Raw genomic sequence first — 21,807 nt, 5'->3', positions numbered from 1 at the left:
CTTTTGTAATACCAACAAAAATATACCATAGAATGCTGATTTTAGCAAGTAATCACAGGATATCAGCTTAAAAAAGAGATAGCTGGTTCTTATCAGGCAATCCTTGTAGACAGCCATGCTGATCAAGATATTCGAGAACTGTCTTCGAAATACGACTTCGTTCACGTAAGTCTTCCTTAGATAAGAATTCCCCGTCTTCCCTTGCTTTCACAATATTTAAGGCAGCATTTGTTCCGAGTCCATCAATAGAATTGAAAGGAGGGATTAACGTATTCCCCTCTACAAGGAATTCACTAGCAGCTGAACGGTACAAATCAACATGCTGGAAGGAATACCCTCTCATTGTCATTTCCAATGATAATTCTAAAACAGTTAACAAACTTTTTTCTTTAGGTGTAGCATCTAATCCCTTTTGCGTAATTTCTTCAATACGCTTACGTATTGCTTCAGAGCCTTTCACCATTGTATCGATATCAAAATCACTAGCTCGCACCGTGTTATAGGCAGCATAGAAATAAATAGGATAATGAACTTTAAAATACGCAATACGAACCGCCATAAGAACATATGCTGCAGCGTGAGCTTTCGGGAACATGTATTTTATTTTCTTACAGGATTCAATATACCAATCAGGTACACCATTTTTCTTCATGGCGTCAATCCACTCATCCTTTAAGCCACGACCTTTACGAACATATTCCATAATGGTAAAGGCCATGGATGGCTCAAGTCCTTGATGCATCAAATAAACCATAATATCATCACGACAACCGATAACCTCAGGAAGTGTACATATACCATCATTAATCAGTTGGTCTGCGTTGTTTAGCCAAACGTCAGTACCGTGTGATAATCCAGAGATAATGACTAGTTCTGCAAATGTGGCAGGTTTTGTGTCCTCTAGCATCTGCCTAACGAAACGAGTACCAAATTCCGGAACACCTAAAGTTCCTGTTTTACACATAATTTGTTCTTCTGTAACTCCAAGTACATCAGGACCACTGAAGATTTTCATTACTTCCTCATCATCAGTAGGAATAGTTTTAGGATCTATCCCACTAAGGTCTTGGAGCATACGAATGACAGTCGGGTCATCATGACCTAGAATATCTAATTTCAACAAGTTGTCATGAATGGAATGGAAATCGAAATGCGTTGTTTTCCATTCAGAAGTCTTGTCATCTGCAGGAAATTGTATAGGTGTGAAATCATAAATCTCCTTATCATCCGGAACTACAATAATACCACCAGGGTGCTGTCCCGTGGTACGCTTCACCCCTGTGCATCCTTGTACAAGGCGGTCAACTTCAGCATTTTTATATTGTATTTCATGATCGCTCGCATATCCTTTAACGAAACCATAAGCTGTCTTTTCAGCAACCGTACCGATTGTTCCTGCACGATAAACCTTATCTTCACCAAATAATACTTTGGTGTAGTTGTGAGCCTGAGGTTGGTATTCCCCTGAGAAGTTCAGATCAATATCTGGTACTTTATCACCTTTAAAACCTAAGAACGTTGCGAACGGAATATCTTGTCCATCTTTAACATATGGCACACCACAATCCGGGCAATCTTTTTCAGATAAATCGAAGCCAGATCCTACTGACCCATCCGTAAAGAACTCTGATTTCTTACATTCTGGGCATACATAGTGAGGAGGAAGTGGATTCACTTCGGTTATATCTGTCATCGTAGCTACGAAGGAGGATCCAACTGAACCACGTGAGCCAACCAGATAACCGTCATTTAATGACTTGGTTACAAGTTTTTGAGATATTAGATAAATTACAGCAAAACCATTTCCAATAATACTCTCTAATTCACTTTCAATACGTTCCTCAACTAGCTTTGGTAGTGGTTCACCATAAATACTCTTTGCCTTATTATAGGTCATATTTTTCATCTCTTCATTTGCCCCGTCGATGTTTGGAGTATATAGATCATCTTTGACCGGTTTTACATCATCAATGCTGTCAGCGATTTGTTGGGAATTTGTTACAACTACTTCCTTTGCCTTATCAGCCCCTAGGAAAGAAAAGGCATCAATCATTTCAGCAGTTGTTTTAAAATGAACATCTGGTTGTGTTTGACGATTGAGCGGATTACCACTTTGAGAAGCAATTAGAATACTACGATAAAGCTTTTCGTGTTCATCGATATAATGGGTGTTACCTGTAGCGACAGCTGGCTTTCCAATTCGGTCTGCCATGTTAACCAGGTTTTTCAAAATATCAAATAGATGAGCTTCATTGTGTACTAGGTCTTTTTCAATTAAATGGTTATAATTGGACGGAGGTTGAATTTCAATATAATCATAAAATTCCGCTATTGACTCAGCTTCATCTTGAGATTTTTGCATCATGGTCTCGAATACTTCACCCTTATCACATCCAGAGCCAATCAGGATTCCCTCTCGATACTTCTTAAGTACAGAGCGCGGAATACGCGGAACACGATAAAAGTAATCTACATGAGACATGGACACTAGCTTATAAATATTTTTAAGTCCTTCGTCTGTTTGAGCTAAAAGCGTAGCATGAAAAGGTCGTGAACGTTGATAAGCGTTTCCCTCTCCCATAAATTTATTTAAATCTAAATGGTTATAAATATCCTTATTCCGTGCTTCCTTCACTAGTTTCCATAACAAGTAACCTGTTGCCTCTGCGTCATAGATTGCACGGTGGTGTTGAGTTAATTCAATATCAAAGTGCTTACACAAAGTATTTAAACGGTGGTTCTTTAATTGAGGAACCAATAGACGTGCAAGCTCTAATGTGTCTATAACTGGGTTCGTACATTTTTCATATCCAATTTGCTTAAATCCAGCATTCAAAAAGCCCATGTCAAAGCTTGCATTATGAGCTACTAGAATCCCGTCAGCCATCCAATCTCGAAAATCATTAACGACTTTCTCCGGATCAGGAGCGTCCTTAACCATATCATCTGTAATACCTGTTAAATCTGTAGTCGTTTGGGATAAAGGCTGATGTGGATTAGCGAAGGATTCAAACCGATCAACAATATCCCCATCTTTAATCTTAACAGCTGCTAACTCTATGATTGTGTCATACACAGCAGAAAGACCAGTTGTTTCCACGTCAAATACAATAAATTCATCTGTAGCAAGGTCCCGATCCTGCTCATTGTAGGCGATTGGAACACCATCATCTACAATATTAGCTTCGACACCATACAAGACCTTAATTCCATTTTTCTGTCCAGCACTATAAGCTTCTGGATAAGCTTGTACAACAGCATGGTCGGTAATAGCCACCGCTTTATGTCCCCATTTTGCAGCTTGGCTAATTAACCGTTGAGGTGATACCGTTGCATCCATTTGACTCATAGTTGTGTGCGCGTGAAGCTCGACACGTTTTTCGTCTTCTGCAGCGGCATCTTTACGAACGACTGGCTTCATTTCATTAATATCATTTGCCATCATTGTTAGCTCGTTTGTATAATTATCGGTCTGGATTCGACCTCGGGCTTTTACCCACATGCCTTCTTTAAGTCGTTGATATTTTTCCACATCTTCATCTCCACGGGAAAACATCTTCACTTGAATAGAATCCGTATAATCTGTAATTTTCACCATTAACAAGTGACGACCGGACCGTAATTCTTTTAATTCCACCTCAAAAACATTTCCTTGAATGACCATTCTACCTTCTTCTTCTTGAATATTTTCAATTGGCTCTGCGTCATCTTTTACATTATATCCAATTAAAAGTGGTCCTTCATGGAGAACTTCATCATCGTCTTTCGATTTCTCACGATCAATTACAGCCTTTTGTACTAGTGTTTGATCTTCTTTAGCCTTTTGTTCTTTGAATCTTTCCATATCCTCAACATTTTCTCTCACTTCAACTGTAAGCATAAATATAGAGGCACCTATTCGTTGGCAATAGGATTGAAAAGGTTCTTGTAGCCTTCTCTTTAGTGCATGAGCTTCTGCATCATTTCTTGCATGTAAAATTAGCTTATTTCCATCAACTTCAGGTCGTTGTTCATGTAATAAGTCTTTATAAGCTGGTGATAAATCTGGAATAGACTTTATAAATTGAAGCCAATAATCACAAACGCTCTCCTTATCTAAAGCCTTATGATCTGTTTCAATTGTCCAATTTATAGTTGCAATATGATGAAATGCTTCATGCAATTTGGAAGTGAAAACTCCATATACATTTGGTGGTAATACAGTTGGGATATAGAAGTAGAAATGCCATTCTTTTGCTTGTTTATGGACAGCTAGCTTTGTAAGCTTGCTATCTTTAAAATGAGTTTCCACAAGATCCTCAGGCATTTCAATTTGCTTCAGAAGCAACTGCATTTTTTCATACTGTGACATGTCTTGCATACATATCCTCCCCTGTTATCAAGAACGTGCAAGCAAAGAGGTACCCTCAAAAGAAGGTACCCTCCATTTTCCTGCCATAGGAAATACTATATGAGCTAGCTTATACCCTAGTGGGACAAAAATCTTTTCAGTGTTTATTGATTAATGAACGATGTAATTTGATCTAATAAATTGCCTTCATGTACATCGCTTTGTTCTCCTGAAACTCTCTCTTTACATTCTACGTAACCATCTCCAGCTTGCTTACCTACCGTAACACGTAGAGGGATACCTATTAAGTCACTGTCTGCGAATTTCACACCAGCACGTTCTTTACGGTCATCGTATAAAACTTCAATCCCTGCTTGTTTTAACGTAGCGTAGATTCGATCAGCAAGCTCCTTTTGTTCTTCTTTCTTAATATTTAAAGCAAGTAAATGGACCTGATAAGGGGCTACTTGTTTAGGCCAAGTAATACCATTATCATCATGATATTGTTCAACAATGGAAGCCATTGTTCTAGAAATACCAACCCCATAACAACCCATGATTAATGTATTGGCTTTTCCATTTTCATCAAGGAACGTTGCATTCATTTTTTCTGCATAAAATTTACCAAGTTTAAAGACATGTCCAACTTCAATTCCCTTTGCAAATTGAATGGTGCCTTGTCCATCAGGTGAAGGGTCTCCCTCTTCAATAAAACGCAGGTCTGCGTATTGTGTTACCTCAAAATCCTTCCCAGGTGTAACATTTTTATAATGGAATCCATCTTCATTTGCCCCACATGAAGCATTAACCAATGCTTCAACAGCATAATCTGCAACTATTTCAATATGATCTGGTGTACTTATAGGTCCAAGTGAACCAAAACCGGCTCCCATAGCTGTTCTAGTTTCCTCTTCAGTAGCTAAATCTATGAAAGAGGCATCGTAAAGATTTTTCAATTTCACATCATTTACTTCATGATCACCTCGAGTAATAACCATTACTAGTTTTTCATCTACTTTAAACATAATGGATTTCAAACCTGCTGCCAATGAGTGTCCAAGATAATTTGCTGCATCAGCCATTGTCTTACAGTCAGGTGTAGCTACTTTTTCCTTTTCTTTTGGTTCTTCCATTGACTTTTCATATTGAGTAACAACTGGGGCCATCTCAATATTTGCTGCATATTGTGATGAATCTGAATACGCAATCGTGTCTTCTCCTACTTCTGAAAGAACCATGAATTCATGTGTATCTTTACCACCCATAGCACCTGAATCTGCAATAACAGCACGGAAATTAAGACCTAACCTGGAAAAGATGTTTGAATATGCGTTAAACATCTTTTCATAGGAAGTATCTAAGCTTTCATAAGATTGGTGGAATGTATAAGCATCCTTCATTAAGAATTCTCGTCCACGTAACAGACCAAAGCGCGGACGTTGTTCATCTCTAAATTTAGTCTGAATTTGGTATAGACTTAATGGAAGTTGTTTATAACTTTTCACTTCATCTCGAATAAGCGCTGTAACCTCTTCTTCATGAGTAGCACCAAGAGCAAACTCCCTATGATGGCGATCATGAATTCTCATTAATTCTGGACCAAATGTGTTCCAACGACCTGTTTCCTTCCAAAACTCGGAAGGTTGTAAAGCGGTCATATTCATTTCGTGAGCACCGGCATTTTCCATTTCTTCCCTAACGATTGCTTCAACCTTCTTTAATACTCGATTTCCAATAGGTAAAAAAGAATATATTCCTGAAGCAACTTTACGGATGAAACCGGCACGGACTAGTAGTTGATGGCTTTTAATTTCTGCATCCGCAGGGTTTTCTTTTAATGTAGGTAACAGCATTTCACTCTGTTTCATCCATACGCACCTCGTCTCTATTCATTTAAGCTAAATCATAAAAATAATCGTTGAATGTCATTCCATGTTACCACAATCATTAGTAGCATCAGCAATGCAAAACCAATAAAGTGTACAATTCCTTCTTTCTGAGGATCCATTGGTTTACCCCGCACTGCTTCTATTCCAATAAACACCAATCGCCCACCATCAAGAGCAGGAACTGGTAACAAGTTTAAAATACCTAAGTTAATACTCAATAAAGCAATCCAAGGTACATAGCTCTGCCAGCTGGTTTGTACCACTGTGCTGGTAGCATTATAAATACCTACTGGGCCTGATAACTGATCAATTGAGAATTGTCCGGTTACCATTTTGCCAAGAGTTACTAAAATCAATTTTGTGAATTCATATGTTTGCCCGACACTATATGAAAAAGCTCCTAAGAATGATTTTTCTGTGGGTCGAAACACTCCTATTTGCCCAATCGTTTCCCCATTACGTTCAACTTCTCTAGTGTTGACAGTTACAGTGGATGTTCCAGTATCTCTTGTAAATGTCAAATCTAACGATTCGTTTGGTCGTTTTTGAATAATGGATACAAACTCAGACCACGTACTAACTGATTGATCATCTACACTTACGATTTTATCACCTTGTTGCAATCCAGCCTGGTCAGCAGGGCCGTTCTGTTCTAGTTCACCTAATTGAGCCTTCTCAATAGGCACTCCTTGTACGAAACCAAGAAGAAGAAAGATAACAAGCGCTAAGACAAAATTCATCATAGGACCTGCGAACAACTGCATCGCTCGTTGAGGGAGAGTCTTAGATCCAAATTGACGATCATAAGGTGCAATTTGAGCCTCTTTGCCATCCATTACAAATTTTGCTTTCGGATCGACGTCGAAAATGAGCTTTTCATCTTCATCTAATTCATAACCTTCTATTTTCAGCTGATGTTCAAGGTCTGCGTGCTCCACCTCAACCACACGTGCATTGGGGTGCTTTGATTTATTGTTCACTATAATGTGAGATACTCTTCCATCTTGATTAAATTCAAGACCAACATGGTGACCGGGTTTAATTTCAATAATTTCAGGGTCATCGCCTGCTACACGAACATATCCTCCAATTGGGAGTAAACGAATTGTATAGAGCGTTTCATTTTTCTCGAATGAAAAGATTTTGGGTCCCATCCCAATTGCAAATTCCCGCGCTAACATTCCTGCGCGCTTAGCGAAAATTAAGTGACCTAATTCGTGAACAAATACTAATAGGCCAAACATAAATATAAACGCTATAATTGTTGTCATTGATGTCAAAGATAGCACCTACCTTTTATTTTACGTACGACTTAACTAACTCTCGTGTTTCCTCATCCACTCGCTGAATTGTTTCTAAGTTAGGATGTTCAATTGCGTCATGCGCCTCTAAAGCGCGTTCTATTAAGGTCTCAATTGTAAGGAAGGAAATCTCACCATTTAAAAATAATGCTACAGCTTGTTCATTTGCAGCGTTTAGAACTGTCGTCATTGTACCACCAACACGACCAGCTTCATATGCCAATCTTAAACAAGGGAATCGCGCAAAATCCATTTCCTCAAAATGAAGAGTTCCTATATCAACTAAGTTTAACGTTTTCGTTTGGTTTAGTTCAAGTCGATTAGGATAGGTTAGAGCATATTGAATTGGAACTCTCATATCTGGTGTACCTAATTGAGCAATAACATTTTTATCTACATATTCAACCATTGAATGGATGACGCTTTCTCGATGTTGTATTACTTCAATTTGATCATATGGCATGTCAAATAGCCAATGTGCCTCAATAACTTCTAACCCTTTATTCATCATTGTAGCAGAATCTACTGTGATTTTGGCACCCATACTCCAGTTTGGATGATTTAAAGCATCCTCTACTGTCACATTTTCTAGTTCCTCTCGTTTTTTATCCCGAAAGCTTCCACCAGATGCGGTAAGTATAATTTTGTTAGCATCTTTTTTAGATTCTCCATTCAAGCACTGATGAATAGCCGAGTGCTCACTATCAATTGGTAATATAGAAACATTATTGCGTTTAGCAGCATCCATAACTAAGTGTCCTGCAGTAACAAGTGTTTCCTTGTTCGCCAAAGCAACCTGCTTGTTCGCTTCAATAGCTCCAAGGGTAGAAGATAACCCTACACTCCCCATTACTGCGTTCACTACCACATCCACCTCAGGATGAGTAGCGACCTCATACATCCCTTCTGTACCTACATAAATCAGTCCCTGATACCCTTGACGTTTTAGTGTTTCTTTCACATCTGGATCTTGAACCACTACAATCTCAGGGTTAAATTCATTTATTAACGGTAATGCCTTTTCAACATTTCGACCAAAAGCCATTGCAAAAAGGGCAAATTGCTCAGGATGTTTACGGATTATATCTGTTGTTTGTACTCCAATTGAACCAGTAGCACCTAGTAAGCCTATACGTTTCATATTGCACGCTCCTATGCTTTATAAATCCTATGAAATAAAATGAATAAAATGCAGAATTGGTAAGACAAAAATCAAACTATCAAATCGATCTAACACACCACCATGGCCTGGAAGTAGTTTGCCTGAATCTTTAACGGAATAATGTCGTTTATATGCTGATTCAACTAAATCACCGATTTGTCCAAAAATAGAGACTAAAATGGCTACTGCTATCACAACAAAAAAAGTAGCATGAACCGAAACGATTAATTGAAAAATTGCGGCTACCAGACACGCTAGTAAGATACCACCAACAGCACCTTCCACCGTCTTATTCGGACTAATTTTAGGCCAAAGCTTTCGTTTGCCGTATGCTTTTCCGAAGAAAAATGCTCCTGTATCTGTAGCCCAAATTAAAAATAAAGCAAAAAAGACATAATGGACGCCTGCTTCTCTCGTAAGAATTAAGTAGTAAAAACCCATTCCAACATAAATTGCTGATAATAATAAAAATCCAGCGTCATCAAAGGTGAATTTGTTCTTAACCAACACTGTATATGCTAGTAAAATAAGTACTGCTAAAAGAGTCGCCTCTGACTTGGTCATATCCATATAGTCAAAAAAGATAAGAGACGGTATAGGGACAAGTAAAATCCAAAGCAAGATTAAGGTAGTCAATCCAGGAAAAGACGTTGGTGATATTTTCCTCATTCTTAATAACTCTACAAGCCCTATTGTCGCAAATACATAGATAAGCACTTTAAATGGAAGTCCTCCAAAAAAAGTAATGGGGATAAAGAAAAGACCAAACAAAATCGCTGTTACGACTCTCTGTTTCATCACTTATTCCACCCTATACTCCTCCATACCTACGTTTACGTTTTTGGTAGTCATGGATTGCTTTTTCGAAAAGGTCCTCATCAAAATCTGGCCATAATATTTCGGTAAACCAAAATTCTGAATAAGCTAATTGCCATAATAAATAGTTACTTAGTCTAATCTCACCGCTTGTGCGAATGAGCAAATCTGGATCTGGTAATTTATGAGTATATAAATACGATTCGAAAGTAGATTCATTTATATCTTCTAGTGTTCTTTCACCATCTTGCACATCTTGTACTATTGATTTTACAGCACTTATTAATTCTCCCCTACTACCATAGTTAAGAGCAAAGTTTAAGATCAAACCTGTGTTGTCTTTTGTTTGTTCCTTAGCATTCTCAACCGCTTGCTTCGTATGTTTTGGGAGTTGATCAAATGCTCCTATCGTTTCAACTCGTACATTATTTTCAATTAGCTCAGGTAAATATGTATTTAAAAATTCGTCAGGAAGCCTCATCAAAAACTCGACTTCCGTTTTTGGACGTTTCCAATTTTCAGTAGAAAACGCATAAAGCGTAAGAACATCTAAGCCAAGATCAGAAGATTTACGAACGATTTTCTTTACTACATCCATACCTTCTTTATGGCCAGCAATACGAGGGAGTCCGCGTTTTTTCGCCCATCTCCCATTGCCATCCATAATAATCGCAATATGTTTTGGTAAATTGCTATGATCGAGCTGTATTTCTTCAGTATTTGTAGTTTTTTGTTTCTTAAAAGGAAGTTTTAAAAACATACAAGATCCTCCATAAGGGGCTAAATAGTATGATTATAGAAAAATGTGGCTTTCGCCTTAAAAGCGAAAGCCAATCTGTTACAATCTGTTGATTAGCTGAAAGTGAAAAACCCCCTTTTTTTCAAGAGGGCTTCACATTCATTGTACTAGGAAATCCATTAAACTTCCATGATTTCTTCTTCTTTGTTCTTTGCGATTTTATCCATTTCAGCAATGCGTTTGTCTGTTTCCTTTTGAACTTGATCTTGGTAGTCACGAAGATCGTCTTCAGTAAGGTCTCCACTTTTCTCAAGCTTTTTAAGTTGATCGTTCGTTTCACGTCTAATGTTACGAACTTGCACTTTCGCTTCTTCCGTGTACTTTTTTACAATCTTTGATAAATCTTTACGACGTTGCTCATTTAGTGCAGGAATATTAATACGAATAATGTTTCCGTCACTAGATGGAGAAAGACCAAGGTCTGCCTTTTGAATAGCTTTCTCAATATCACTAATTGAGGATTTATCAAATGGTGTAATAACAAGCATACGAGCTTCTGGAGCTGAAATTGTTGCAAGTTGATTCAAAGGAACTACTGCACCATAATAGTCTACTTTCACACCATCTAAAATGGCTGGATTTGCACGACCGGCTCTAACTGTAGCTAGTTGACGCGTAAATGCACTTACCGCTTCATCCATTTGTTCACGAGTTTCTTTCATAAGTGATTCTGGCATTATTATTTCCCCCTTACTATTGTACCAATACTTTCGCCTAAAACAGCGCGTTTTATATTGCCATCTTCCATAATAGAGAATACTAAAAGTGGAATGTCATTGTCCATACATAAAGAGGAAGCAGTTGAATCCATTACTCCTAACCCCTCGTTCAAGACATCTAAATAGGATAGTTCTTCATATTTTTTGGCGTTTTCATCTTGTTTAGGGTCCGCGTTGTACACACCATCAACATTATTTTTTGCCATTAGGATTACGTCAGCCTCAATTTCTGCTGCTCGAAGTGCTGCTGTTGTGTCTGTTGAGAAATACGGGTTACCTGTACCTGCTGCGAAAATCACAACACGTTTTTTCTCCAAATGACGAATAGCTTTTCGGCGAATATAAGGTTCAGCCACTTGGCGCATCTCGATAGAAGTTTGAACACGAGTTGGGATTCCAATGTTCTCCAAACTATCCTGAAGTGCTAATGAGTTCATGACTGTAGCAAGCATACCCATGTAATCAGCTGTCGCACGATCCATGCCTACTTCGCTTCCTACTTTGCCTCTCCAAATGTTTCCACCGCCTACTACAACAGCGACTTCCACACCTAGCTCAGATATTTCTTTAACTTGTCGAGCTACCGATTGTATAATCTCTGGATCTAACCCGTATCCCTCTGGACCACTTAAGGCTTCACCACTTAATTTCAATACCACACGACGGTAATGAGCTGTTGTCATAATTACCTCCATCACTCGTTTATGTAAGCTTTTGAAAAATAGGGAACACACCGTGTCCCCTATCCCTCTCCAAGCTATCTTGTTTTACTTGTTAACTTGGTTCATAACTTCTTCAGCGAAGTTATCTTCACGCTTTTCCATTCCTTCGCCAACTTCGTAACGTACGAAGCCTTTGATAGTAGCACCTTGTTCTTGAACATATTCTTTAACCTTTTTGTCTGGGTCTTTTACGAATGCTTGCTCAGTAAGAACAACACTTTCATAGAACTTGCCAAGACGGCCTTCTACCATTTTTTCTACAATGTGCTCCGGCTTGCCTTCGTTAAGAGCTTCTTTCTTAAGAGCTTCACGCTCTGCGTTCACTTCTTCTTCTGGAACTTCTTCGCGATTAATATAACGAGGACTAACTGCAGCAACGTGCATAGAAACGTCTTTGGCTACAGATTCTTCAGTCGTACCCTCAAGAAGAGATAGAACGCCAATACGACCACCCATGTGAAGATAAGCCCCGAATGCATCGTTATCTGTTTTTTCTACGATTTCAAAACGTCGAAGAGAGATTTTCTCGCCAATTTTAGCAATCGTTTCTGTAATATAATCGTTAAGAGTATCACCTTCACCATGTAGTTTCTGCTCAAGAGCTTCTTCTACATTTGCAGGTTGTTGTTTAACAAGGTGAGTACCTAGTTCGTTAAGTAAGTGCTTGAACTGTTCATTCTTTGCAACAAAGTCTGTCTCAGCATTAACTTCAAAGATAACGGCAGTATTACCGTCTACCTCAATATGTGTTGAGCCTTCTGCAGCGATACGGTCTTGTTTCTTTTGAGCCTTAGAGATACCTTTTTCACGAAGGTATGCTACTGCTTTTTCCATGTCACCTTCAACTTCAGATAGGGCTTTTTTACAATCCATCATTCCTGCGCCTGTTTTTTCACGCAGTTCTTTAACCATTTTAGCTGTTACTGCCATGGTAAATCCTCCTTTAAATAATTCGGTTTTTTTCTGAAAAAAAGGTGATAAAAGGTTCTTCCCTCTTATCACCTTTCAAACCTTCCTTACTCTTGTGCCGCTTCTGCTTGTTCAGCTTCTACTTCTGCTTCTTCAACTTCTTCGCCTTGCTTTGCTTCAAGCACAGCGTCTGCCATTTTAGCAGTTAGAAGTTTCACAGCGCGGATAGCATCATCGTTCGCAGGAATCACATAATCGATCTCATCTGGATCACAGTTTGTGTCTACGATTCCGACGATAGGAATGTTTAATTTGTGCGCTTCCGCTACAGCGATGCGCTCTTTACGTGGGTCAATGATAAACATTGCATCTGGAAGACTTTCCATATTCTTGATTCCGCCTAGGAATTTAACAAGACGATCTTTTTCTTTTAGTAGATCTACAGTTTCTTTCTTAGGTAGTACTTCGAAAGTACCGTCTTCTTCCATGCGTTCAATGTCTTTTAGACGATTAATACGCTTACGAATAGTTTGGAAGTTCGTTAGAGTTCCACCTAACCAACGTTGGTTAATGTAGTACATACCTGCACGAGTTGCTTCTTCCTTAACGGATTCTTGAGCTTGTTTTTTAGTTCCAACGAAAAGGATGTTACCGCCATTTTCAGCTACTTCCTTAACGTAATTAAACGCTTCATCTACCTTCTTAACAGTTTTCTGAAGGTCGATGATGTAAATGCCGTTACGCTCCGTGAAGATATATTTCTTCATTTTCGGATTCCAACGACGAGTTTGGTGTCCAAAATGAACACCTGCTTCTAAAAGCTGTTTCATTGAAATTACAGACATGATGTGTTTCCTCCTAATGGTTTTTATTTCTCCTCCGCTTGTCTCATCTTTACACAAGGACTCTTATTAGAGCACCACCCGTGTAAATCGACAAACGTGTGTATTAACACCAAAAGTAACTATACCATATGACCCTTCACCATTCAAGCGTATTTTCTATATTTATTAATGAAATTTTAACATTAATTCGACTTCTGTTTTTCCACAATTTAATTTCTTTGCAATCTCTTCTTTTGAATACCCTTGATCATAGAGTTGATAAATCGTTGATTGCAGGCTTGGTTCATATGTATCAGCTTGATCCTCTGGCATTATAGGGGTAAAAGTACTTTGATCATTCTTTTGTTCCCTCCCCTGCACGAAAGGACCAGGGGATTGTGACGAGAGATCACGTCCATAATCTTCTTCTTTACCCGCTTCATGTTCTTGATTAGTGCTAGCTTTATCACTTCTGCTTTCTTCGGAAAGGGAATTCGTATCAACAGTCTGGCCACTTTTGTCCAACATATTCATCAGGCGTTGATTTTCTTCCTTAATTTCAATTAGATAGGCTGTAAAACTTTCTTCTATTTCTTTTGCAACCTTTTCTTGCTTCATCTCCAATTCCTTAGCTTTACTTACACGTAACGATAAGGTAATCAACATAAATATAGTTACCCCATGAAGCAGAAAGCTAATAACTAATAAAAATAGTATCATATCGTCCCCTCTTACCCTTTAAAATCTTTTCCTAGTCTAAGATAAGGGTGATTTGTGTTTACTAGGGTTGCTGCCTCTTCCGATTCGTTAATATCTGAGTGTACATCACTTCCATAAATCTAAATGGCATTCTGGATTCACAGGAGTTTGACTTGTAGCTCTACACCCTTTCAACTCATATCTATTCCATCCTCTAGACAAACGATAGCTTAATCTCTTGATAGAATGGAAATCTCCCCATCTACCAATTCTACTTTCACTCGTTTATTAGCGTGTAAAATGTGGCGTTTATATTTACCAAAAGAAAGATATGTATTTGAATGCAGGGTTCCATCGACCTTTAATTGCGCTTTAGGATTGTCATCATTATTTATACCAAGGGCGTCCAGTTGTTCTTCTACATCGTTTAACTGTTGTTCTGTAACCTCTATTGAATTACGTTGTCTTAAAAGAGTAATCCTTTCTTTAGAAGTTAACCCCGTTATTTCTTTCTTTTTATTCAATTTTTCACCTATTAGTGTTAACTTCTTAATCGAATCTTTAAGTTCCGCTTGCTTTATTTGAAGTGTTTGCTCCTTCTCTATTGTTTTCTTATTCACTCCAAAGAAAAGTTCGGTAGTCGTACTCATTCTATTGCCGATGTCTTTACCTTGAATAAGTGTACCAGCAGATAAGGCACCGCCTATGATACTACCTTTTTCACAATAAATATGTTCTCTGGCAACACAGTGACTGTGAAGGATTGAATTTTCAACCTTGATATCTCTTCCTGCCTCAATATTACCTTGGTTCACATAACCTACTTGTACATCAAGACCTGCCTTAACTTCTCCTTTAGAAGAAGCTGCAATTCCTTCCGAGATATAGATGGATCCACCAGCTAGTAGTGCTGCACCTTCTACTAACCCATATACTTTAATATCCCCATCCGCTTTGATGGTGTAACCATTGGGTACATTTCCTCTAATGACTATAGTTCCTATAAATTCAAGATTCCCTGTCCTCATATCGATATCACCGGATACCTCATAATAAGGATAAACATGAATGACTTTTTCACCAATACTTACCTGACCATCCTGAGTAGAATACATTGCTTGTTTAGCTTGATTCCATTCTACATTTTTACCAGCTTTTATATTAACCGGTTTACCTTGTTTAGGTTGGACAGACTCATCCAGAACATTTTTCCCTGATTTTCCTTTAGTAGGATTAACAATAGTTAACAATTTTTCTCCTTCATGTACTGACGGGATATTCATTACTTCTCTAAAATTTATAGGTCCATTAGATTGGACGTGTTTTTGAGAATGAAGGGTTGTTTCATATTTCACACTTCCATCCTGCCCATGTTGAGGAGATGTTCCTTCAGCAATCACGACTGGGAATCCATCAGTCTTCAACCCTTTAGAAACCAACTTCACCATATCATGTTGAAAACCATATGTAACAGAACGCTGTTCCAATTCTTCTATTAATTCCTCTTCAGTAAAGGAAATATCCAAATGGTATTCTTTATTCAAGTGTAGTAAGGCTGTCATCTTATCTGAGCTGATTTTCAATGTAAAGAATTCTTCAAATTGTTCTATCCCCAAAGAAACTCCCCCTGCCTCCATCTAATTGACTAATTCAATTTGAGTTAAAATTTTACGAAGTTTAAATAAGGCTCTAGCATGGATTTGAGATATTCGTGATGTAGTTAAATCTAATACATTTCCGATTTCTGTTAATGTTAATTCTTCATTATAAAATAAACTTATAACCAGTTGCTCTTTTTCGTTTAAATGCTTGATTCCTTCTGCTAGTTCATCATAATTTTCTTCTTTTACGAGATTTGTTTCAGGGGGGCTTGTACTTGGATCTGGTATCGAGTAACCAATACCTTCTTTATGATCACTATTGGAATCCTTTGGCTTTTCTTCCATAGATAAGACGTTAGCAAATAACGTATCTTTAACGACTTCTTCCACTTCCTCTACTGGAAGACCTAGCTTTTCTGCGATTTCCTGAGCAGAAGGTGGTCTTTGCAGTGTTTGCTCTAGTTTTTCTGAGGCGTTCTCTATCTTTTTTGACTTGTCTCTAACAGAACGTGGCAACCAATCCTCTTTACGCAATCCATCAATAATAGCCCCTCGTATGCGAAAAGATGCATAGGTATCAAACTTCAAATCTCGTGTTAAGTCAAATTTTTCAATAGCATCATAAAGCCCCATTAAACCTAAGCTTTTAATATCTTCTTTATTTACATTTTGCGGGAGATGAGCACCTATCCGATGTACATGATAATGAACAAGGTGCATATAAGCTTGAACTAGATCATTTGCTGCATCCATATCCCTTTCCTTCTCCCACTTTTCCCATAGCTGTTGTTCCTGAGGAGCTGAATGGTTTGTCATAATGACCCTCCTCGACGATGTTAGATTTCAAAACTACCTGTCATCATTTTTCAAAAGCTCGCGTATCATTTCAGATGTTTGTTTTGCTTCGTCATCTGAAAAGTCTTCTCTTTTGTTTTCTTCCCCATCTTGAGGATGCGATAACTCCTCTTCTACATTTTGGTTCTTTTGGTTCGCATTTCCTTTTTCATTTTTTGGTACTAAGGAATCTTCCTCGACATTGTGTGCTTTATTAATGAACTGTAGAATCCATCGCAAGACAAACATAACAAGAAAGAACAATACGAATACAAGAGTGCTACGTATCATTGTAGTGGATATTGTATTAGTTGATTGAGATAGAAAAAATGTTAGTAGTCCACCAAAACATGCAAAAATTAAATTCCATAAAGCTGTTCCTACCATTATATCTGTGACACACCTTTATTGACTGTTCGAATTTCTAAATACCCTGTTTCAGGGTCAAACTCAATTGTTCGTCCACTATTCCCTCCACAATCTTCACTTACAAGAGGTACACGAACATGTTCCAATTGTTCTTTTACTGCTTCTACATTACGAGGACCAATTCTCATCATGTCAGAAGAAGAAGAAAACTGGAACATTTGAGCTCCTCCAGCAATTTTAGCTTTCATTGCATACTTCTTAACACCTTTATCCAAAAGTTTTTGTATAAGAGCTGGGATTGCTGTATCAGCATATTTTGCTGTATTTGTTTTTGTTTCTTTCGCCATAGTAGACGTAGGTAGCATAATATGGGCCATACCTGCTAATTTAGTGGTAGAATCAAAAAGAACAATACCTACACAAGAGCCTAGACCAGAAGTGCGAATGGTGTTGGGAGCTTGAACAATGTTTAAGTCAGCTATACCGACCTTTATAACGGACATAGTTTTATTCATGCTCTGTAACTCCCAACGCGTTAAAAATCGTTTCAAAAGAGTCGGGGTCAGGTAAAAGAAAGAAATGTCCGTTTACTTCTTGTCCAGATGCTTCCCCTTCATTTAAGGATGTATCTACTACTATGGCATGATCACTCTGTTGAGAGAGCTCTAATAATCCGTAGCTCAGAACAGCTCCCACCATATCAACAGAGACAGAGGGAACAGATGGTAAGATGGATAACTGAGTAAAATCAGATAATGAACTCAAATAGGAACCAGATAAAATATTCCCTAATTCAAGAATTGCAGAAAATGCCATGTCATTCTCAGATGAATATTCAAATGTGAATGACGTATCTCCTGTAAGCTGCCTTACTAAACGGTCCGCTTGTTCTGGAGGGACAATAAAGAACATACTCCCAGGTGCATCTCCTTCAATTCTTAAGAATACAGAAACAATAACACGATCAGGTCCTCCTGCAATGTCCATCATTTCATCAAAAGAAACCAAACGCACTGCAGGAACAGTCATATCAATCTTTTGGTTTAATAATTTTGATAAAGAAGTTGCTGCATGTCCTGCACCTATATTTCCTATTTCACGTAAAATGTCTAGGTGATAGGTAGAAAATCTGTCAATAAACGTCATAACCAGTTACCCTTCCACAGTCTTTAATTCTTTATATTCTTCAAAGGATAAGATTTTCGGTAAGTCTAACAAAATAAGTAACCGTTTTTCTAACTTGGCTACACCCCTAATGTATTCTACCTCTATCGTACCTACCACTTCTGGAGCAGGCTCTATTGCTTCTGAAGGGATATCGATTACATCGTTTGCTTCATCCACAATCAATCCTACTTCCATGTCTTCAATATAGACAATAATAATACGAGTGCTTTCGTTATAGTTTACTTCTTCTAAATTAAAGCGAGTTCTAAGGTCAATAATAGGAGTTACAACTCCTCTTAGATTAATAACTCCCTTTACAAACTCGGATGTTTGAGGAACTCTAGTAATATGCTGCATTCTCTCAATAGAGCCAACTTGCTGGACAGGCACCCCATATTCTTCTTCATTTAGCTGAAACACAATTACTTTTTCATCTTGCAAACTATTTTCAGACATGGAATCTCCTCCATTTTTTATTTAATTAATGCATTGCTATCCAAAATCAACGCTACTTGGCCATCACCAAGGATAGTAGCTCCAGAAATTGCAAACACGTTTGTTAGGTAATTACCTAATGATTTCAATACAACTTCTTGTTGTCCAATAAACGAATCGACTACTAGTCCTGCCATTTTATCTCCTTTTCTTACTAGTACAATGGAATAATAATCGCCTTGTTCTAATTCAACTGGAACATCTAGGACATCTTTTAGGAAAACTAAAGGAACAACTCTACCTCTAAAATCAATCACTTTTTTGTTATGAGCATGCATGATGTCATCTTTTTTAACTATTGCCGTTTCTATAATAGATGAAAGTGGAATAGCAAACTTCTCATGTTGAACTTCTACAAGCATAACTGAAATTATAGATAATGTTAGCGGTAGCTGGATGGAAAATACAGAACCTTCCCCTAACTTTGAATCAATAGTGATGGTTCCACCTAAAGATTCGATTGTATTCTTAACTACATCTAAACCTACGCCACGACCTGAAACATCTGAAACTTTATCCGCTGTAGAGAACCCACTTTCCATAATCAAATCGAAAACCTGCTGATTTGAAAGACCCTTAGCTTGTTCTTGCGTAATAACACCATTAGAAATGGCTTTTTCTAGTACCTTATCACGGTTAATCCCACCGCCATCATCAGAAACTTCTATAAATACATGATTTCCGCTATGATAAGCTTCAAGGGAAAGGGTCCCTTCCTCTGGCTTACCATGTTGAACTCGCTTATCTGGACTCTCAATACCATGGTCAAGGGAATTACGAATTAAATGAACAAGGGGATCTCCAATTTCATCGATTACTGTACGATCTAATTCTGTTTCTGCTCCTGAAATATCAAGATTCACTTTCTTGTTAAGATCACGAGCTAATTGTCTTACCATTCTTGGAAAGCGGTTGAATACTTGCTCTACAGGGACCATTCTCATGTTCAAAATGATGTTTTGTAAGTCTCCCGAAATCCGAGACATTCGTTCGACAGTTTCCTGAAGCTCTGTATGATTTAAATCATTGGAAATTTGCTCTAAGCGCCCACGGTCAATGACTAACTCTTCAAATAAATTCATTAACACATCTAATCGCTCGATGTTTACTCTTATTGTTTTGTTTTGAGAAGGTTGTTGCTTTGTTTTTGAAGGTTCTTCTGCTTTTTCTTGAGGTGGTGTCATTGTAGCTACAGAAGAGGTTGTTGCTTCGGTCTCATTTTCTGAATCAGTTTGATTAACTTCAGAATCAGGACTAGAGGTTTGTTCATTATATTGTGACTGTTCTTTAAATTGATTAACAGAGAACTCCGTTACATCAACTTTATTAATCTCTGATACTTTCTCTACTCTACTTTGTATCTCTTCACTGGATTCTTGTGAAACAATTAAAATAGAAAATGTATTCTCAAAGTTTTCTTCTTCAAGTTGGTCAACGGAAGGTTTTGACTTGATAACCTCACCGATTTGCTCTAATACTTCAAATACCATATATACTCGAGCAGCTTTTAATAGACAATCTTCTCTTAGTTCTACAACAATCTGATAATTCGTAAATCCACGCTCATCAGATTCTTGTAATACAGTTAACTCAAATTCATCTAAATCAGTAATAGTTTCAGATTGAGATGATTCTGTTTCTGTTTCCATCATTCGATCTTGATTTAGGCTATCATCATTTGATTGTTGAACATCAGCAGGCTTCTCGCCTTGTTCAATACGTTTCAGCTTTCCAACAACAACTTCTACGTTACGCTCACCACTGCCACCTGCTGATATATCCGTAACCATTGCTTCTAAGTCATCGACTGCATCAAATACAATATCCAGTATGTTTGAATCAACCTCTATTTGTTGATTACGAACAGCATCTAATACATTCTCCATTTTATGAGTTAAATTTGCTAAATCTTGATACCCCATTGTAGCTGACATGCCTTTAAGGGTATGGGCAGCTCTGAATATTTCACTAACGATGGTTAAATCTTCAGGATTCTTTTCTAAAGATAAAAGAGAGTCATTAACGGTTTGTAGATGTTCTTTACTTTCTTCAATAAATACTTCTAAGTACTGGCTCATTTCCATATTCTTCACCCCTTATTATTCCCCATTACATTAACGAGGGTATAGCTTATATCCTTTACATGGACTGTATGTTCTACTTTATTAGTTAGTACGGCAGCTTTTGGCATGCCGTAAACAATAGCTGAGTCACTAGATTCTGTGATAGCAATAGTTTGTTGTGCTCTTGACTTTAAATAATGTAATCCTAGTGCACCATCAGAACCCATCCCTGTCATTATAATAGTGTAGGCTTGGTAGTTGGTTAAGTTGGCCAGAGACTCTAACATTATGTCGACAGAGGGCCTATGTCCATTTCTAGTATCACTTTGGTCTAATTTAATCGCTAGAGATAAACCTACTTTTTGAACTTTTAAATGGTAATTACCTGGTGCAATATAAGCGACCCCTTTTCGAATAATCTCACCATTCTCTGCTTCTTTAACTTCAATATCTGATAGCACATTTAATCTTTTAGCTAAAGATTTAGTGAAGCCTGCTGGCATATGTTGAACGATGAGAATTGGAGCGGGAATATCTACTGGGAGTTTTGTAATAACTTGTTGTAAAGCTCTGGGACCTCCAGTAGATGTACCAATGGCAACAATTTTCTTTAAGTTTTTCTCTGTTAATAATCTTGATGGTGGCTCGTATGGAATTGTAGGGATATCTTCATATTCTAAATTATCTGTTTGAACCTCTTTTAAATTCGCTTTAAATGATTCATAAACTTTCTGTATAATTTCTTCCTGCTTAATATTAATATCTAATGATATCGACCCTGAAGGCTTCTCTATAAAGTCCACTGCCCCATATTCCATTGCTTTTATTGTACTCTCAGCACCGTCATGAGTAAGACTTGAAAGCATAACAACGGGCAATGGGTGCTCTTTCATTATATGTTGAAGGCATGTTAAGCCGTCCATCTTAGGCATTTCAATATCTAATGTAACTACATCTGGTTGTAATTGTTTGATTTTTTGTAAGCCGTCTTCTCCATTTCTTGCCGTTCCAAGAACCGTAAAACGTGTATCATGCTCAAGTATGTCTTTTATCATCTTTCTCATAAATGCCGAATCATCTATGACTAATACTCGGATATTGATCATGG

The 21,807-nt window shown here is 37.8% G+C and carries 19 protein-coding genes; all 19 read right to left on the bottom strand.

The window, feature by feature from the left end:
* Positions 1–67 precede the first annotated feature (67 nt).
* A complete protein-coding gene (locus N782_RS03975) occupies positions 68–4,360 on the bottom strand; it encodes a PolC-type DNA polymerase III (protein WP_036816438.1) in 4,293 nt (1,430 codons plus the stop codon).
* 134 nt (positions 4,361–4,494) lie between these two features.
* Entirely contained in the window at positions 4,495–6,198 is a 1,704-nt protein-coding gene (locus tag N782_RS03970) for a proline--tRNA ligase (protein WP_036816437.1), read from the bottom strand.
* A gap of 35 nt (positions 6,199–6,233) precedes the next feature.
* Positions 6,234–7,490: an RIP metalloprotease RseP gene (rseP, locus tag N782_RS03965; protein ID WP_036816487.1), complete on the bottom strand. Its 1,257-nt coding sequence runs from the start codon at positions 7,488–7,490 to the stop codon at positions 6,234–6,236.
* Between the two features lie 25 nt (positions 7,491–7,515).
* Entirely contained in the window at positions 7,516–8,661 is a 1,146-nt protein-coding gene (gene dxr / locus N782_RS03960; protein WP_036816435.1) for a 1-deoxy-D-xylulose-5-phosphate reductoisomerase, read from the bottom strand.
* Between the two features lie 27 nt (positions 8,662–8,688).
* Entirely contained in the window at positions 8,689–9,480 is a 792-nt protein-coding gene (locus N782_RS03955) for a phosphatidate cytidylyltransferase (RefSeq protein ID WP_036816432.1), read from the bottom strand.
* 13 nt (positions 9,481–9,493) lie between these two features.
* The gene (locus N782_RS03950; RefSeq protein WP_036816429.1) at positions 9,494–10,258 is read right to left on the bottom strand and encodes an isoprenyl transferase; all 765 of its coding nucleotides are present in this window, start codon (positions 10,256–10,258) and stop codon (positions 9,494–9,496) included.
* A gap of 158 nt (positions 10,259–10,416) precedes the next feature.
* Positions 10,417–10,974 carry a ribosome recycling factor gene (gene frr / locus N782_RS03945; RefSeq protein ID WP_036816427.1) on the bottom strand — a complete coding sequence of 186 codons (558 nt, stop codon included), beginning with the start codon at positions 10,972–10,974 and terminating at the stop codon, positions 10,417–10,419.
* 2 nt (positions 10,975–10,976) lie between these two features.
* Complete coding sequence (gene pyrH, locus N782_RS03940) at positions 10,977–11,699, bottom strand: UMP kinase (protein ID WP_036816425.1); 723 nt, start codon at positions 11,697–11,699, stop codon at positions 10,977–10,979.
* A gap of 84 nt (positions 11,700–11,783) precedes the next feature.
* Complete coding sequence (gene tsf / locus N782_RS03935; protein ID WP_036816422.1) at positions 11,784–12,668, bottom strand: translation elongation factor Ts; 885 nt, start codon at positions 12,666–12,668, stop codon at positions 11,784–11,786.
* A gap of 86 nt (positions 12,669–12,754) precedes the next feature.
* Complete coding sequence (gene rpsB / locus N782_RS03930) at positions 12,755–13,492, bottom strand: 30S ribosomal protein S2 (protein WP_036816419.1); 738 nt, start codon at positions 13,490–13,492, stop codon at positions 12,755–12,757.
* Between the two features lie 165 nt (positions 13,493–13,657).
* Positions 13,658–14,191: a DUF6115 domain-containing protein gene (locus N782_RS03925; protein WP_036816416.1), complete on the bottom strand. Its 534-nt coding sequence runs from the start codon at positions 14,189–14,191 to the stop codon at positions 13,658–13,660.
* Positions 14,192–14,400: 209 nt separating this feature from the next.
* Positions 14,401–15,786 carry a DUF342 domain-containing protein gene (locus N782_RS03920; protein WP_052111161.1) on the bottom strand — a complete coding sequence of 462 codons (1,386 nt, stop codon included), beginning with the start codon at positions 15,784–15,786 and terminating at the stop codon, positions 14,401–14,403.
* A 21-nt stretch (positions 15,787–15,807) separates the two neighbouring features.
* Positions 15,808–16,587: a FliA/WhiG family RNA polymerase sigma factor gene (locus tag N782_RS03915; RefSeq protein WP_036816415.1), complete on the bottom strand. Its 780-nt coding sequence runs from the start codon at positions 16,585–16,587 to the stop codon at positions 15,808–15,810.
* Positions 16,588–16,620: 33 nt separating this feature from the next.
* A complete protein-coding gene (locus N782_RS03910) occupies positions 16,621–16,992 on the bottom strand; it encodes a hypothetical protein (protein ID WP_036816414.1) in 372 nt (123 codons plus the stop codon).
* Complete coding sequence (locus tag N782_RS03905) at positions 16,992–17,489, bottom strand: chemotaxis protein CheD (protein WP_036816412.1); 498 nt, start codon at positions 17,487–17,489, stop codon at positions 16,992–16,994. Before N782_RS03905 ends, N782_RS03910 begins: the two co-directional genes overlap by 1 nt.
* Positions 17,482–18,120 (bottom strand): chemotaxis protein CheC, encoded by a 639-nt coding sequence (locus N782_RS03900; protein WP_036816410.1) that lies wholly within the window; start codon positions 18,118–18,120, stop codon positions 17,482–17,484. The genes N782_RS03905 and N782_RS03900 overlap by 8 nt, the downstream gene beginning before the upstream one ends.
* A gap of 6 nt (positions 18,121–18,126) precedes the next feature.
* A complete protein-coding gene (locus N782_RS03895; protein ID WP_036816408.1) occupies positions 18,127–18,597 on the bottom strand; it encodes a chemotaxis protein CheW in 471 nt (156 codons plus the stop codon).
* 17 nt (positions 18,598–18,614) lie between these two features.
* Positions 18,615–20,720, bottom strand: coding sequence for a chemotaxis protein CheA (locus N782_RS03890; RefSeq protein ID WP_036816406.1), 2,106 nt, complete (start codon positions 20,718–20,720; stop codon positions 18,615–18,617).
* Between the two features lie 5 nt (positions 20,721–20,725).
* Positions 20,726–21,805 (bottom strand): protein-glutamate methylesterase/protein-glutamine glutaminase, encoded by a 1,080-nt coding sequence (locus N782_RS03885; protein WP_036816404.1) that lies wholly within the window; start codon positions 21,803–21,805, stop codon positions 20,726–20,728.
* Positions 21,806–21,807 lie beyond the last annotated feature (2 nt).

It is taken from the genome of Pontibacillus yanchengensis Y32 (assembly GCF_000770635.1).
GTDB lineage: Bacteria > Bacillota > Bacilli > Bacillales > BH030062 > Pontibacillus > Pontibacillus yanchengensis.
The sequence above is the reverse complement of the archived record's forward strand: the minus strand, read 5'-3'. Positions and strand labels throughout refer to the sequence as shown.